The 15,976-nt window shown below is 47.2% G+C and carries 14 protein-coding genes; 9 read left to right on the forward strand and 5 right to left on the reverse strand.

Features of this window, described 5'->3' with window-relative positions:
* Nucleotides 1–53: 53 nt before the first annotated feature.
* The 5 genes from ACM64D_RS11250 to ACM64D_RS11270 all read right to left on the reverse strand — a co-directional run bounded on the left by ACM64D_RS11250 (nucleotide 54) and on the right by ACM64D_RS11270 (nucleotide 6,461).
* Nucleotides 54–998, reverse strand: coding sequence for an NmrA family NAD(P)-binding protein (locus ACM64D_RS11250; RefSeq protein ID WP_415063317.1), 945 nt, complete (start codon nucleotides 996–998; stop codon nucleotides 54–56).
* 74 nt (nucleotides 999–1,072) lie between these two features.
* Nucleotides 1,073–2,770 (reverse strand): DNA repair protein RecN, encoded by a 1,698-nt coding sequence (gene recN, locus ACM64D_RS11255; protein WP_415063318.1) that lies wholly within the window; start codon nucleotides 2,768–2,770, stop codon nucleotides 1,073–1,075.
* Nucleotides 2,771–2,796: 26 nt separating this feature from the next.
* Nucleotides 2,797–3,699: an NAD(+)/NADH kinase gene (locus ACM64D_RS11260; RefSeq protein WP_415063319.1), complete on the reverse strand. Its 903-nt coding sequence runs from the start codon at nucleotides 3,697–3,699 to the stop codon at nucleotides 2,797–2,799.
* The gene (locus ACM64D_RS11265; protein WP_415063320.1) at nucleotides 3,699–5,738 is read right to left on the reverse strand and encodes a M3 family metallopeptidase; all 2,040 of its coding nucleotides are present in this window, start codon (nucleotides 5,736–5,738) and stop codon (nucleotides 3,699–3,701) included. The genes ACM64D_RS11260 and ACM64D_RS11265 overlap by 1 nt, the downstream gene beginning before the upstream one ends.
* Before the next feature lie 174 nt (nucleotides 5,739–5,912).
* Nucleotides 5,913–6,461: a hypothetical protein gene (locus ACM64D_RS11270; protein ID WP_415063321.1), complete on the reverse strand. Its 549-nt coding sequence runs from the start codon at nucleotides 6,459–6,461 to the stop codon at nucleotides 5,913–5,915.
* A 245-nt stretch (nucleotides 6,462–6,706) separates the two neighbouring features.
* On the opposite strand from ACM64D_RS11270, the gene ACM64D_RS11275 reads away from it, so the two are divergent.
* The 9 genes from ACM64D_RS11275 (at nucleotide 6,707) to ACM64D_RS11315 (ending at nucleotide 15,972) form a co-directional block, all read left to right on the forward strand.
* On the forward strand, nucleotides 6,707–7,219 hold the full coding sequence (locus ACM64D_RS11275; protein WP_415063322.1) for a hypothetical protein: 513 nt from the start codon (nucleotides 6,707–6,709) through the stop codon (nucleotides 7,217–7,219).
* A 5-nt stretch (nucleotides 7,220–7,224) separates the two neighbouring features.
* The gene (locus ACM64D_RS11280; RefSeq protein ID WP_415063323.1) at nucleotides 7,225–7,971 is read left to right on the forward strand and encodes a hypothetical protein; all 747 of its coding nucleotides are present in this window, start codon (nucleotides 7,225–7,227) and stop codon (nucleotides 7,969–7,971) included.
* A 12-nt stretch (nucleotides 7,972–7,983) separates the two neighbouring features.
* Complete coding sequence (locus ACM64D_RS11285; protein WP_415063324.1) at nucleotides 7,984–8,664, forward strand: ABC transporter ATP-binding protein; 681 nt, start codon at nucleotides 7,984–7,986, stop codon at nucleotides 8,662–8,664.
* Nucleotides 8,665–8,666: 2 nt separating this feature from the next.
* Entirely contained in the window at nucleotides 8,667–9,875 is a 1,209-nt protein-coding gene (locus ACM64D_RS11290) for an ABC transporter permease (protein ID WP_415063325.1), read from the forward strand.
* A 181-nt stretch (nucleotides 9,876–10,056) separates the two neighbouring features.
* Complete coding sequence (locus ACM64D_RS11295) at nucleotides 10,057–11,055, forward strand: diacylglycerol/lipid kinase family protein (RefSeq protein WP_415063326.1); 999 nt, start codon at nucleotides 10,057–10,059, stop codon at nucleotides 11,053–11,055.
* A gap of 20 nt (nucleotides 11,056–11,075) precedes the next feature.
* Nucleotides 11,076–12,095: an SDR family oxidoreductase gene (locus ACM64D_RS11300; protein ID WP_415063327.1), complete on the forward strand. Its 1,020-nt coding sequence runs from the start codon at nucleotides 11,076–11,078 to the stop codon at nucleotides 12,093–12,095.
* The gene (locus ACM64D_RS11305) at nucleotides 12,070–14,199 is read left to right on the forward strand and encodes a dehydrogenase (RefSeq protein ID WP_415063328.1); all 2,130 of its coding nucleotides are present in this window, start codon (nucleotides 12,070–12,072) and stop codon (nucleotides 14,197–14,199) included. Before ACM64D_RS11300 ends, ACM64D_RS11305 begins: the two co-directional genes overlap by 26 nt.
* 8 nt (nucleotides 14,200–14,207) lie before the next feature.
* Nucleotides 14,208–14,906, forward strand: coding sequence for an outer membrane lipoprotein-sorting protein (locus tag ACM64D_RS11310; protein WP_415063329.1), 699 nt, complete (start codon nucleotides 14,208–14,210; stop codon nucleotides 14,904–14,906).
* Between the two features lie 31 nt (nucleotides 14,907–14,937).
* Nucleotides 14,938–15,972 carry a hypothetical protein gene (locus tag ACM64D_RS11315; protein ID WP_415063330.1) on the forward strand — a complete coding sequence of 345 codons (1,035 nt, stop codon included), beginning with the start codon at nucleotides 14,938–14,940 and terminating at the stop codon, nucleotides 15,970–15,972.
* Nucleotides 15,973–15,976 lie beyond the last annotated feature (4 nt).

Consider the following 15,976-nt stretch of genomic DNA (forward strand, 5'->3'; position numbering starts at 1 on the left):
ATATCCCAAAAAAAGAAAAAGGTGCCTGCTTTCTCTGCAGACACCTTCGCATTCTAAGGTCGAGCTTCGCCTCGTGATTCCGAGGGGCGGGTTTTGGGAGCGCTCTCCGCCAGCAAAGCTTTATTATAGGCTTCAAGGAAGGTTGTTCTTGCAAATTCCTCGATGGAGGTTGCTGTCGTATTCATCTTATCTCGTGTTATGGTGCCGGTGATGGTCCCGTTGGTGAAACTATCGGCAAGCTCCAAGAATGAATCAGCCCAGTCTTCTCCTATTCCGGCTCCAATGAGATAGTTCTTCATTTCTTTGGAGGGAATCTCCACGTATTCCAAATCCGGCTTTTTGATGGCTTGGCCCAAGACGCGAATAATCTCTTCGTGAGAGAGGTCTCTTTCGCCTAAGAGGTATTCGATATTGTTGGATTTGAAATCTGGATTCATCAGCAAAAATGCGGCGCGAGCGGCAATGTCACGGGAAGCAATCATGCTCATGGGAATGTCGCCGGGGATAGTTCCAAAATAGCGATTCATCGAAATGATGGTGGAGAGTCCCCCTAAAAGATTTTCCATAAAGTAGGTGGGGCGTAAATGCATGATGTCGGCATGAGTGATTTCGTTGAGTCGTTGCTCCTGGTCGTGGAGTCCAAGGACAGGGCCCGTTCCACTTTCCAGATCAGCGCCGACGCTGCTGAGGTTGACGACCTTTTTGATTCCCGCCTCTTCAATCGCCTCCGCGATCACTTCACCAAATTTGTTTTGATAAAAGCGAACCTCGGGGGCGCTGAAGTTGGGAGGAATGAGCGTGAACACGGCGGAACATCCACGCATGGCATCGGTAAGAAAGGACACATTGTTGGCATCCCCTTGAGCGAGTTCGGCTCCCTGAAATGCAGATTTATCGGGGAAGTGTCGAGCTACGCAACGAACTCTTTGGCCATTGGCGAGAAGATGTGTGGTGATCTTAGAGCCAATATGTCCGGTCGCTCCCATTACGAGAATCATAAAAAAACCTCCTTGTTATGTTCCCATGCTACTAGGAATAACAAAGAGGTCCGTACTTACATTTCTTTAATTTACTAACCTTTGGCTTCCGCCAAAAGCTGTTCGGCGTGGGCGAGCGAGGTCTTGGAAATCTTTTCGCCACTGATTAGGCGAGCGATCTCTTGAACACGTTCTTTGGTTTTGAGTTCTGACACAAGCATGGCCACAGAATCCTTCTGCGGCGACTTTTGAATAAAGAAATGAATATGTCCAAAAGCGGCCACCTGGGGAAGGTGAGTCACGCAGATGACCTGTTGTCCTTTAGCAATGGTTTTAAGTTTGCGTCCTACTTTCTCAGCGGTTTCCCCTGAAACACCTGTATCGACTTCGTCAAATAAGTAAGTGCGTGGTTGGCTGTGCGAGCCCACCACACGCTTCAAGGACAGAAGGATACGGCTGAGTTCCCCGCCTGAAGCAAACTTGGCCAAAGGACGTTTTGCGTCTTTAGAAGAGGTCTGACTTAAGAACTCGACGTCGCTCAATCCCGTGGAAGAAAGCTGTTCTAACTTTTCCACCATCACGTGGAAAGTGACACCTTTCATGTTCAGATCCAAAAGTTCGGCATTCACGCTGTCAGCCAAAAGGTCCGCACCTTTTTGGCGACGCTTATGAAGGTCTGCACCCAGCACTTCAAGCTCTTTAAGTAAAATCGCGGCTTCTTTTTTTAAAGACTCGATTTTTGTTTCAGAGTTTTGCAGATTCGAGATCTCAATCTCCATGTCCATCAAGGCTTTGAGAATATCATCGACGCTGGAGCCGTACTTCTTTTGAAGTTTGCGAAGATCGCTTAAACGCTCTTCAACCTCTTCAAGGCGCTGTGGATCGGCATCAATTTTAGAAGCATATTGACGGAGTTCATAAACGCTTTCGTCGATAAGGGCTTTGGCCTGCTCTAGATTTTCAAGTTTGGCTGCGATCTGAGGATCAACATGGGATAACTCCATGCCTTTTTTTAGAATGGCATTGAGGCGACTGATCGCAGAGTCATCATCTGTGTAAAGAGTCGCTTCCGCTTGGTCCACGAACGAACCAATACGGGACGAATTCTTGAGCTTCTTAACTTCCACTTCCAATTCTAAATCTTCACCGGGGGATAGATCTAAATTGGCAATTTCATCGCGTTGATAAACCAAGAAATCCAAACGCTGCGCTTTTTGTTTGGCATCGTTTTCAAGTTTTTTGATTTCCTCAAAGATGCCGTGGTAGCGATTGTACTTTTCTGTGAATAAAAGGCGCTTATCCCAAGTTCCGGCGTATTGATCTAAAAGATCCAAGTGATAGGCCTTGGACATGAGGTTGCGGTTTTCATGCTGTCCCGTCATTTCGATCAACGGCGCGGAGTGCCCTGCCAACTCCACCAGAGGAGCCACGATATCACGAAGACTGTTTAAAGTACTGAGGCTGCCGTTCAAATAGACTTTGGATTTGTCTCCAGAACTCAAAACGCGGCGAACGATCAAGATGTCTTCGTCGACTTCGATTCCCATGTCTTTGAGTCCTTGAGAGATATCAGGGCGTTTGCTGATATCAAACGACCCTTCGATCGTAGCCTGGGAGGCTCCCGTGCGGATCGTGTCGCTAGAGCCTTTTCCTCCCATCAATAAAGAAAGACTTTTAAGGAGGACGGATTTTCCCGCACCGGTTTCACCGCTCAGGATATTCAGACCTTCTTTGAAAGTGATATGAAGATTTTCGATGATGGCGAAATTAGAAACTTTCAGCTCTAGTAACATAATATCTCCTGTCGATTTTAACTCGACTAGTTTCGATCTCCAAATTTAAGTTTTTCACGAAGCAAGTGGAAGTAGTTGTGATTGTGTTCACGCACCATCCAGTGATCATAACAAGAACGAGTCAGAATCACCTCGTCTTCAGCGGTGATTTCCGTCATTTTTTGTCCATCCACGATGAAGTGGGCTTTTTGTGTTTTACCTTCGAGTTTAAAGGAAAGCTCACGGTCATCGGGGAAGATCAGCGGACGAGACGTCAGGCTGTGCGGAGCCACGGGAGTCACCACAAAAACCGGAGACTCGGGATGCAGAATAGGACCGCCGGCAGCCAAGTTGTAGGCTGTCGAGCCCGAGGGGCTGGCGACGATAAAACCGTCGGCTTTCACCTTGCTGACTAAAAACTTTTCAGAATAAATGGCGGTGTTGATCAGTTGACTCATCGAGCCTCTTTCGATCACCACGTCGTTCAGCGCATGAAATTCTCCGCGAGATTTTCCTTTGCGCAAAATTTTTGCCACCAGCATGGAGCGGGGGCGAAGAACCATTTTGCCCGCGATAGTTTGGTCGATGATATCAAAAACGGAATCCGCGTTGTGGGCCGTGAGGAAACCCAAGGAGCCCATGTTAAAACCTAAGATGGGCACGCTGCGCCCTTCAAGCAAGCGAACGGCGCGCAGGTAGGTGCCGTCTCCACCAAGGACGATTACCAGCTTGAGATCGTCCATTTGTTTTTTGGTTTTTGCCGGCTTCGTTCCTGGAACCACCTTTTGTTCGGGAGCCGTCAAAACCTGAAAGCCACGCTCGCTGAGATAGTCGGCCACCTTTTTGGCTAAAGAGACCGCCTGGGTTGTTTCCAAACGGTAGACCAAAGCGATGCTGCCGCCTTCGCTCAAGGTGAGTTTGTTGTTTTTGTTCATCGAACTTTTGCTCATTAAATCAATCCATCACGTCTTAAAAGTGCGTTGGGATCTGGCTCACGACCACGGAACTTCTTGTAAAGATCCATGGGATGTTCTGTGCCGCCGCGACTAAGGACATTGTCCTTAAACTTCTTAGCGACCTCTTCATTGAAGAGACCTTTTTCTTTGAAGTATTCAAAAGCATCGGCATCCAAAACCTCTGCCCATTTGTATGAGTAATATCCTGCAGAATATCCGCCTGCAAAGATGTGACTGAAGCTGCAAGAAGAATTCGCACCTTCCACTTTGGGGAACAGACGGGTCTCGGCCGTGGCTTTTTCTTCGAAAGCATCAACATCGGTGATTTTTGAAGGATCTGTCGAGTACCATGCCTGATCCATCATTCCAAATTGGAGCTGACGACAAGACATGTAGCCCGCCTGGAACTTCTGAGAGGCCTTGAGCTTCTCAATCAATTCAGCCGGCATGGGCGCATTGGTTTCATAGTGACGAGCGAAAAGATCCAAACCTTCTTTTTCTCCCACCCAGTTTTCCATAATCTGAGACGGAAGTTCCACGAAATCCCAATAAACATTCGTGCCACTCAACGAAGAGTAGGTACACTCAGAAAGCATACCGTGCAAAGCATGACCGAATTCATGGAACAAGGTACGAACTTCATCGTAAGTCAGAAGTGACGGCTTGGTCGGAGTGGGTTTTGTGAAGTTGCAGACGATGCTGACGTGAGGGCGCTTCATTTCGCCTTCGATCAAGCCCTGGCCGCGGAACTGAGTCATCCAGGCACCGCCTTTTTTGGTTTCACGAGGGAAGTAATCGGTATAGAAAAGGCCCATGTACTTGCCCGAAGCTTCTTCGTAGATTTCATAGGCTTTGACTTCAGGGTGATAGACGGGAATGTCTTTGTTTTCTTTGAAGGTCAGGCCATAAAGTTTTTTGGCGTGAGCAAAAACACCTTCCACGACATTTTCAAGTTTGAAGTAAGGGCGAAGGTCCTCTTCATTAAACGCATACTTTTCTTCTTTGAGTTTTTCAGAATAATAACCAAAGTCCCAAGGCATGATGTCCGTTACGCCATCAATCTTTTTGGCGAACTCAGTGACTTCGGCAAGGTCTCTTTTGCCAGCGTCCTTTGAGGCTTTTAAAAGTTTTGACAAGAATTCACTCACGGTTTGTGGATTTTTGGCCATGCGTTCTGCCAGAACAAAGTCCGCGTGAGTCGCGAATCCTAAAAGCTTTGCGCGTTTGTCACGAAGGTGAACGATTTTAAGAACGGTTTCTTGGTTGTCGAACTCACCTTTGAAGGCGCGAGAAGAAAAAGCTCTCCACATTTTCTCACGAAGTTGACGGTTCTTGGCGTAGGTCATGAAAGGCAGGTAGCTGGGGATCTGCAGGTTGAAAAGCCATTTGCCTTTTTGCCCTTTGGCTTCGGCCATCGCGGCCGCCCCTTCAAGGATGCCCTCGGGAAGACCTTCTACGTCTTCTTTTTTATCCAAGATCATTTCAAAAGAATTGGTCGCCTTGAGAACATTCTCAGAAAACTTCGGAGCTAGAACGGAAAGCTCTTGGTCGATCTGGCGAAGAGTCTCTTTGTCGGCGGCCGACAAGAGGGCGCCGTTGCGAGTGAAAGACAAATAAGTTTTTTCTAATAAACGCAGTTGTTCTTTGTTGAGGTTCAAAGAATCGCGTTTGTCATAGACGGCCTTCACGCGTTTAAAGATTTCGTCGTCCAAAGAAACGTCAGAGGCGAGGGCGGTGACTTTAGGGTAGATCTCTTTGGCGAGGGCTTGGAGAGCGTCATCGGCGTTGGCCACTTCCATATTGCCATAGATACCAGCGATTTTATCAGCCAGCTCGGAGGCGGACTCCAGGGCCACGATCGTATTTTCGAAATCAGGTGTCGCGGAGTTGGCCTTCAATTTAGCCAGGTTGTCTTTGGCGATTTTAATCGCCTCATCCAGCGCAGGCAGATAGTGCTCCACTTTGATCAAATCAAAAGGGGCGGCTTGGTCCTTGTTTGTGAAGGGTTTTAAGAGAGGATTTGTCGTGTTCATGAAGACCTCCAGAAGTGTGGTAGAACCCTTCTTTTCTTTCATGAAGACGCCCAAAAATCAAAAGGTACCTGACAGGTACCAATGGAAAGGCCCCTTGGTGGTTTTATCCTTCCAAGGGGCCATGATAATGCGGCATATTATCCGTAAAAACGGTCGAGGAGTGCCGCACTCACTCTAGTAATTCATGCAAACCCCGAGGTTTGATCCTTGGAGAACCTGACGGCACGTCGCCCCTGTGCCGCAGGTGTCTCCTTGATCCAAGAGGCAGCTCTGAGTGAGGGTTCTCGAGCATTGCCCACTGTTGCTTCCGCCGGGAATGTTTGAAAATTGAGGAAAGTTGATCGTGGTTTGTGGTGCGGGGCTTGAAGAATATCCCCACTGCCAATAAAGGAAGTAACCAGCGTACGGTTGAAGAAGTTGTGAATTTACACAGCCGAGTCCATAAGTCCCATTGTACGTCGGCATATAACCGCCCGGGCAATTACAGAAACCATATTGATTAAAGTAAGCCGTGTAGTCATAGGCAGAGTTGTTAAGACCTGGGTAGGCCATCCAACCTGAATATTGAGAGTAAATCGTGTTGTTGCAGTAAGCCGTTCCGTTCAAACAATTGGCGTTGAGCGGAGTCGATACTTGAGTCGTTGTCACGCCACCATTGCCATTGTCGTTACCTTGGCAGGCAGCGAGGAAAAGCGCGAAAACAAAAAATACCAACCTTTTCATAAAGGGGCTCCTTCAAAAAGAGATTCAACAATAGGGAAAGTTCCAAGTTTCGTGCCTTCGATGGTTTCCTTCAAATCCGCTTATATTTGATCTGAAGGGCAATATTTCCAAATGAGGTGCCCTTTTTGGGCATCCTGCGCCGCAAAAGAGAAGTTCCCTTAAAAGCACTCTCGGGGGGTTTTAGGGGTTGGCAGGGAACTTCTTCTTATTTACCCTTAAGGGATATGATTCGAAGGGAGTCGATCATGAAATACATCGGATGTTTGATGGCCTTTCTTTTGGCCGTGCCTGCGTCAGCCGCGATTTCAACACAAAAAGCAAAACCGACCGTGTCCAAAGTTCTTTCTGGTGAAGGAGTGAGTTTCGGAGGTCTTGCCGGGACTGGATTTACTTTGCTGGATGTGCGTCGTACGACGGATATCAAAAAGGGTCTTGAGCGCATTGTGATTGACGTGGGTGATATGAGTGGAGCCCCTTTGCGCGGTTGGCCTGGATATTATTATGCGGAACTTAAAAAAAATCCTTCTCGCCTGGTCATTGATTTTGCGCAAATGCCGAATGCCAATTTGGATCAAACCCAGATCTCGTCGCGTTTGAAAAGTTCTTTGGCGGTGACAAAGAGTACGATGAGTTTGGATCCCGTGGACAGCTCTTTGAATTTAACGTTGGATCTAAAAAAGAACACCAAGGTGCGTGTTTATCAGGTGGCAGGTAAAAAGACGACCAGCAAAGTTGTCATCGACCTTGTGGCGGAGTAGAAGCGATGTTTCGCTTTTTGCTCCCTCTTTTTGTTCTTTTTTCCGTCTCAGCTCAGGCTCGGGTATTTAATATCAACAATGAAAATTTCGCAGCCTACTTCCTGGCGACAGGGGGCGGCTCGCAATTAGGAACTCACGCCGTGGCTGGAGAAGCCGGGACAGGCGTTAACTATAATGGCAGCGTGAATTATAATTACACTGGAGAGTTTGGTTTTCTTTACTCCAAACCTCGTGCCAGTTTACGTTTTGGTTTTGAAATTTTGAAACCCTCGGTTCTGGAATCCACGGCCAACAATGGCACTTCAGATCTATATTCTGCGAAGAGTGATGTCTTGGGATATGTTCCAAAACTTTCTTTTGAGCTGAATGTGCATGGCGACAACAGTTCTCGCTCGTTTGTCTCTGTCACAGTGGGGACCGCCAGTGTGACACTCAAAAATGATTATGCGCTGACGGCGGCGGGACAGACGGCTTATCCGGGTGTCGTTGACCACAGTATCGAAGCCAAAGGTTCGAGCACCTTGCTTTCAGCTTCTTTAGGATATGAAGGAATTATGACTGACACCACAACCGTGGTGGTCGAGTTCGGCTATCGACAACTTAAGGTTGATAACTTGAAGTATTCCAAAGACGTGACGACATTTTCTGGAGCAAAAACCAGTGGTGATGATCTTATGACTTCTTCGGGAGTCAAACGAGAGCTGGATTTTTCTGGCGGTTTTATTTCAATTGGATTTCGCTTTTACATGTAAGGGATGAGCCACATGAGTGCATTGTATCGTCTGAAGGCGCTGGAGTATTCTTACTTATGGAACAAACAACAAGTTCCCGTTCTTAAGGGGATTGACCTGGAATTGGAAAAGGGCTGTTTTACCTGTATCGTCGGTCCCAGTGGGACGGGGAAGACGACGTTGTTAAATCTTCTAGGACTGATTGATACGCCCTCCAATGGTCATATCGAATTTAGTGGCGAAGACGTGACTCATCTTAAAGAGAAAGAAAAAGAGCAGGTTCGTTTGCACAAAGTGGGTTTTATATTTCAAGCCTTCTACCTTATTCCGACTTTGACGGTCTTAGAAAACACTTCTTACTTTTTACCTTCTTTGGGTTATTCTCATGTGGCTTCGCAAAAAACCGCGATGGAAACGTTGGATCTTTTAGGTCTGGCGGATCACGCAAAGAAAAGACCTTTGGAGCTTTCGGGAGGTCAACGCCAGCGTGTGGCCATTGCGCGGGCTATTGCTAAAAAGCCCATGGTTGTTTTGGCCGATGAACCTACGGCCAATCTGGATTCTGTGACGGCGGAGATGACCATCAATGCTTTCAAAGAGCTCCAGAAAACTGAGAACACCAGTTTTATTTTTTCTACGCACGACTCTCATCTGGTGAGTTTTGCAAAATCAGTCTATCGCATGAAAGACGGGCAAATTGAGGGGAGAGCATAATCATGTTGGAACTTCTCAAAATCGCTTGGCGCAATCTATTTAGAAATCCTCGTCGAACTTGGGCCAGTCTTTGTACGGTGGCTTTGGGCTCCGCCGGATTACTTATTTATCAGGGATTTAATACAGGGGTTATGAATCAATATCGTGAAAATGTGATTCACGGATATTATGGTTATGGTCAGGTTTTTCCTGAAAACTACTTTGGCAAAGTTCATGAACAACCTTGGAAGTTGTGGTTTGAAGATGGTGAAAAAATCGAGGCGCAACTGCGCTCGTCTTCTGCCGTGACCCAAGTGTTCCCGCGGGTTTCTTTTTACGCGTTCATCGTCAAAGGTGGCATCACGCTGGGTGGAAAGGGCGAAGGAGTCATTCCGGAACGAGAAAACACGTTCTTTACCGAGATGAACTTTATCGCGGGTCACGATCTTCAGCATCCAGATCAAATCATTCTTGGCAAAGGTTTAGCGGAAAGCTTGGATGCCAAAGAGGGGGATACGGTCACCTTGCTGACTCAGACCGTAAATGGACAATTGAACGGGGCCGATCTGACCGTGGCGGGGATCTTCTATACGGGCAAAAAGGTCATCGATGATTCGTTCTATCGTGTCGACTTAAAACAAGCGCAACAGCTTCTAGATACCCAGCGTATTGAGATGTTTTCGCTGGCGACTCAGGGGGTGGAGGCGTGGCCTCAAGTTGAAAAAGACATCCGCAAGGCCAACCCTTCGCTTGAAGCCGTGCCTTTTGAAATTTTGGATAAAAACTATTACCAAAACTCAGTGGATTTTTTAAATGCGCAGTTTTCTTTCATTCGCTCAATTATTCTGGTCATTGTGGCCATGGGGATTTTCAATGTGATCTCAGTGGGACTTTTGGAGAGAGCGGGCGAAATGGGGGCTTTGCGGGCCAACGGTGAAAAGCGCAGTCGTCTTTTCAAAATTCTTCTTTTAGAAAATAGCCTTTTGGGAATTCTTGGTGGCTTCGTGGGGATTTGTCTGGCTGTTTTGATTGATAAGACTTTGCTGGTCAAGGGAATCCCGATGCCGCCGGCTCCGGGAATCACACGTCAGTTCTTTGTATTCTTGGATATTATGCCAAGTCATTACATCCAAGCTTTGTTGTTGCCGATGATTGCGACCGTCGTCGCCAGCTTGTGGCCGACGATTAAACTTTTGAAAAAATCTATTCCAGAACTTTTGCGTTCAACGTAATTTTGGAAATGTGAGAGACCTCGCTTTCGAGGTCTCTGTGAATTGTCCACACATTAGACACGGTGGCAAAATTTGCGGTTTCGGCAGCTTTCTAGAGCGTCAATTCTAATTCAAAGTACTTCACGACCCTGAAAAAACGGTATAAGACTTGCTCCTTGGGTTTTTTGGAGTCAAAAAATTTATGAGAGTGTCCGTTTTGGTTAATTCTAAAGCCGGTTCCGTGAATGCGGAACTGATTGAGGCGAAGGTGCGCGAAGCTTTGTTTCGTTGCGACCTGCGTTTCTGCCGTCCACAGACGTTGACGGAGATGTGCGATTTCCTCAGTGAGGAGAGAGCGCAAAAAACGGACTATATCATTATCTGTGGCGGTGATGGCACAATCAATGTGGCTCTGCAATGCCTGATGAAGTGTCAGGAACATCTGCCCATTCCTCCGATTGTGGTTGTTCGTTCGGGAACGGCCAATGACTTAGCCCATGAAATTGGAATTTCAAATCGTATCGACCACGCTGTTCGTAATATCTTCGAAGGTGTCGTGAAGAACATTGATGTGATCGAAATTAGCTCCGGCGAGAAAAAAACTTATATGCTGACCAATGGCGGTTTGGGAATGCCCGCTGTGGCCGCGGAACTTGCGAATAAATTCAGAAGTCATTTGCAGACCTTGGCGAATTGCCCGAAGTCAGCGGCGGCCTATAAATATCTGGCGCAAAAAAGTTATTATGCTGTTAAAAAGATGGGCCCCACGGTTTATTCCATGATGACGGCGGAGGCGATTCGCACTTGGAATCCCGATGGCTGGGAACTTGAAATTGAGATTCCGGGCAAAGTGAACATCGAGACCAGTTCGCCGATTGTTTTGATTAATAATCAGCAAAGTATCGGGGCCAGTTTCTTGCCGGCCCCTTACACCTCAAATACAGACGGCACCGTCAATCTGCTGTTGTCGGAAACGAAGAACATTCCGGAACACACACGAGCGGCCTTGCACATTCGTCGTGGTAGTATTGATAAATCATCTGCTTTCAAATCATTTGAGCTCAAAGAGTTCAGACTAAAGAGCCAGAATCCCCGTCGCGCTTTGACTTTTTTTGGAGATGGCGAGATCCTTCTCAAAGATGTTCAGGAGCTTTCCGTTCGCTGTATACACCGCGGACTTCCTGTTATGGTCAGACAATAGGTGCAATCTGGAGGTCTTCCTTGACCAAACCCCGAATCCTCGTCACAGGGGGAACTGGTTTTCTTGGCAAAAAAGTCGTTCCTCTGCTTCGTGAAAAATTCGAAGTGGATGTGTTGTCTCGTTCGGGTAAGACCGAAGTCCAGGGGGATCTGACCCAGTGGAATGCCGGACTGGACCTTGAGGCCCTAAAGGATAAAAACTATTCTCTTTTTCTTCATATGGCGGGTCTTTATGACCTGACGGCCTCCAAAGTCGATTGTTACCAACACAATATTTCCTCTATGGGAATTGCACTGAAGGTGGCGGACGCCCTGAAGATTCCTTATTTTGTAAATACCAGCACGGTGGCGGCGGGAATCAACTCCAGCCTGGGTTCGGTGAAACCCTATGATCTTAATTTTTCCAAATCTTTCCCCGATGCCTATTCCGAGTCCAAAGCGTTAGGGGAACAGCTCTTACAAAATTGGGCCGCGCAACTTATCCGGGGCCGAGTGAACTTAAGATTGGGCGTGTTGGTCGGGGACTCCAAAAAGGGAACCATCGAGCGCATTGATGGGCCTTACCATTCGGCTGAAGCTTTTAATAAAATCCGCGCGATGATTGAATCCTTTCCCACATCGTTGCCTCTGCCAGGGAATGCGCAGACTCGCCTTCCTTTGGTGCCAGTGGATAAGGCGGCCGAAGCGATTGTGAAATTTTGTGACTGGGCTTTGTCCAGTCAACCTCAGGGATATCAAAGCTATCACCTGACGCCCACTTATGGTTTGGGGGTCAAAGAGCTGTATGTTTCGGCATTGAAGTACCAGGCGATTCCTCACCGAGGGATTACTTTGTTTGATCAGATTTCTGAATCCGTGATTCTAAAGGTTTCAAAATTTTTGGCGAAGTTCCCGGAAGAGGAGCTTCATTATCTGATGAACTTCCCAATTTACGATACAACAGCGACTCGCGAGGTGTTGGGGGAAAACTGGTGCCCTGAATTTAAAGAATACGAACAAGTTTTTTGGAGCGGCTATGAAGAATTCGTATCGCATCGCTGAGATCAGCTTCGGTCGTCCACACTGGGACACCGCCTACGAATTTGAGTTCGAAGGAAAACAGTTTGAAGTGCAAAGATTCAGCGCGAACTTTTCAGTCGAGACCGTTCGTCGTTTGATCGAGAGTCTTCGCAATCAGGTCGATGCATTTGCTTTAACCAGCCTGCCACCGGTTATTAAATTGGATCAGAAAAGCTATGTTCATCGCCAGTATCTGGAGATCATGGGCATTCCTTCGCCCGTGCCTTTGTGTGATGGAACGGGATTACGAGAGATCGCCAATATTAACTCATTAGTGAAACACATCGAGGCAGGCAGTATTCAGCCGGATCGCGGTGTGTTTTTTCCTTCAGCGGTGTTTTCGACGGAGTTGGAAGAGTACATTCGGGATCGCTATCGGAAGTCGGTCTATATCGGGGATGCTTACTCGCTGTTAGGTGTGCCCTGGTTGATTCAGCCTTTTCCAGGTTTAATGACTTTGTCGAAGCTGGTCTTGAATGTCGCCAATTTTAAAGATCTGCGCAAGAACACTCCCTTAGCAGAAACGAAATTGCAAAAAATGAGTCGCTCTTCGTTAGCGGCGCAGGTAGAAAACATTCAATACGTGTTTTGCGATCTGCCTTTTCTACTTCTTTTTGATACCGCCACGGAATTTGTTCGCGGGAAGGATCTGGTCATCTGGTCTTCGCACCCCTTGATGGAGGCGGAGGCTAAGAAGTTTTCTCCACGCAGTATTATCAATTTATTTCCAGAGAACTACCGCATTCATCCCTACATGAATTATTCGGTCTTGGACGCGACTTTACGTCTATCACATGGACGTACGGCTCCTTTGACGCTGGAAGAGTGGGAGCAGATTCTGACCGAGGACACCGAGGTTCGCCAGGTGGCTCGCAAATACGTCATGACTCGAAATGTTTCGACGCAAGCCAAGATCTCGTCTGGGATGAACGCAGTTAAGAATAAGATCTTAGGACAGCCAGAACCTGATTTTGCTTTTGTGATCCATGCCTTGTCCCATCAAGATTTTATGCGCTTGCCGATTTTGTCGGCCTTAAAACATATGCCCAAAGAGTGGAACGATCCCTTTGATCGAATGGCCGCCAAAGCGCCGCCGTTTGTGCATGGACATATTAAACATATTATCAGCTCAGAGACAGGCGAAGAAATTAACGGCATTCTCTATGCGTTGCCAGCAACTCCCAAGGTGCTTAAAGAGACAGATCCTGAAGTGATCTATCGAAAAATCGAAAGTCTTTGTTACGATGCTGCCAATCGCGGCGCGAAGATGATTGGATTGGGCGCTTACACAAAGATTGTGGGAGACCAGGGCATCACCATCAACCAGAACAGCCCTATTCCCGTGACGACGGGGAACAGTTTGAGCGCTTCGGCCACCTTATGGGCCTTGAACGATGTCGTTCAGAAAATGCGCCTTTTAAATATGGACCCTCAAAATGGGTTGGTCGATGGAATGGCGATGGTCATTGGGGCCACGGGTTCTATCGGACAGGTTTCGGCTAAGCTTTTGGCGTTGGTCTTTAAGAAGCTTTGTTTGGTGGCTCCACGGATGAATCGTCTGCAAGAACTAAAATATGAAATTCAAAAAATGTCGCCGCATTGTGAAGTCATCGTGGCAACAGATGCCAATGAGCTTGCCGGCGAAGCGGATGTTCTGGTGACAGCCACGTCGGCCTTAGATCACAAGATTGTTGATGTTATGAAGTTAAAACCAGGAGCCGTCGTCTGTGACTGCTCTCGGCCTTTGGATTTTGATATTGAAGACGCGAAGAAGCGTCCTGATGTGTTGATTATCGAATCAGGAGAAGTGGTTTTGCCAGGGCCGGTGGACCTTGATTGCGATATTGGTCTTCCAGGCAACACCGTCTATGCGTGTTTGGCCGAGACCGCCTTACTGACTTTGGAAAAGAGATACGAAGCCTTTACCATGGGACGAGATATCGAATGGGACAAGGTGAAGCAGATTTATAAAATGGCCCGCCGTCACGGAGTTCAGTTGGCGGCGATTCAAGGTCACACCGGGATTATCACGGATAAAGAGATTGAACTCACAAGACAACTGGCATTATCAAAACGGAAGAAATAGGAGATGTCATGAAGACACTTTTGGCTGTAGGCGTTTTAGCGTTTTCGCTCCAAGCGGGAGCGGCCGAGGATCCGGCCGAGTGGGTGAAAAAAGCCGACAATATTCGAAATCCTGCAGAGTCCTATGAAATGAAGATCAAAGTGGAGACCTCAGAAAATACATCGGTCTTTCAAGTCTACCTCAAAGGGCAGGATAAAACTTTGATTGTGACCAAAGAGCCTGCACGGGACAAAGGACGCAACATGCTGATGTTGGATCGTGACTTTCATGCTTACGTTCCCAATTTAAAGCGCTCCATGCGTTTGTCTTTGGCGCAAAAGCTCTCCGGACAGGTCGCTAACGGAGACATTTCCCGTACTCGCTGGTATGGCGATTATTCAGTGACAAAAGAAGCCGAAGCCAATGGCGAGGTTCAGCTTCTTCTCAAAGGGAACAAAGACAATCTGACCTATGCATGGATTCGCCTGTGGCTGAAAAAAGGAAGTTTTGAACCTTTGCGTGCTGAGTATCTGGGACTCAACGGAAAGACCGTGCTAAAAAAAGCCAGCTTCGAGGACTATAAGAGCATTGCAGGGGCGGTTCGTCCGACCACTTTAAAAATTGAAGATACGAACAAACAGATCAGCCATATTCGTATTTTAGAGATGGGCAAAAAAGATTTTTCCGACTCTTTCTTCTCAGTCCGTAACATGGAAAGCATGAAGTAGAGTGAGGACGGGCCTTTTTCTATTTTTTCTGATGACGTCGATAGCCGCCAGAGCCGACCTGACCGGAGCCTCTCGCTATGAATATATTCGTGGAAAAGAAGAAGAGTTGGCTCATCGACTTATTATTAAATCCAAATTGAATTCCAATCTGGGACCCTTCGGGATTTTTGTGGAAGGTTTCGGAGAATTTGAAACGAATGAAGATCAAGCCTTTATTCGTCGCTCTCCTTCACGAGGGTATTTGCAAGAGGCTTACCTCGAGTTTAAAAAAGACTCATTTTATGTGCGTGTGGGACGACAGGCTCTACGTTGGAGCGAAAGTTGGAGTTTGCCGTCCTTGGACGTGTGGACGGGGCGACGTTGGAACCGTCTCTTTTTTGATCCGCTGGCGGATCAACTGACTCACTCGACGGGTGTTTCTTTTTCTTACACCACGGAAAACACCTCCTTGGATCTTGTCGGCATCGGAGATCTTGCCGAAACCTTCTATCCTGTTCCAATTCCCGAGGTAGAGAACGAAAAGAATACAAGTTTTGGGGGGCGTTTTAAATGGAATGTCGCGGGATTTGGATTTTCTGCGATGAGTGCGCAGGTTCTTCGCAAGAACCTCTATGGAGTGAGTGGGAACTATGCTTTTGACTCGGCTGTTCCCAAAATAGAAATTGGTTATGTCGACGACACAACTCCAGGACTGACGGTGAAACGCGATCAGATGTTTTCAACGCTAGGATGTGATTTGTTTTTAGGAAACTGGGTGTTTCTTCCCCAGGTCACATATTTCGAAGTGAATACGGCCCAGGGAACTGATCATCAGACTTCGTTTTACGCCTCGGCACAGTGGAACCCAGATCGTCATGACGTGCAGGTTCTTTTTTTCCAAAACCCTCAAAGCAAAGATGCCTTCATGAGTGCAAGTTATGGATATAATGTGACGGACTATTTTACGGCCTCGGGGTTTGTGCAAAACTATGCAGGACAAGAGGGCCTTTACAAATTTTATGAAGAAATCACGGGGGGACTCGTGGTGGGCTTGCGTTTGGAACTGACTGGAAATTTAGCCTTTTAAGGAG

This window comes from Bdellovibrio sp. (assembly GCF_047637665.1).
In the GTDB taxonomy this organism is placed as follows: domain Bacteria; phylum Bdellovibrionota; class Bdellovibrionia; order Bdellovibrionales; family Bdellovibrionaceae; genus Bdellovibrio.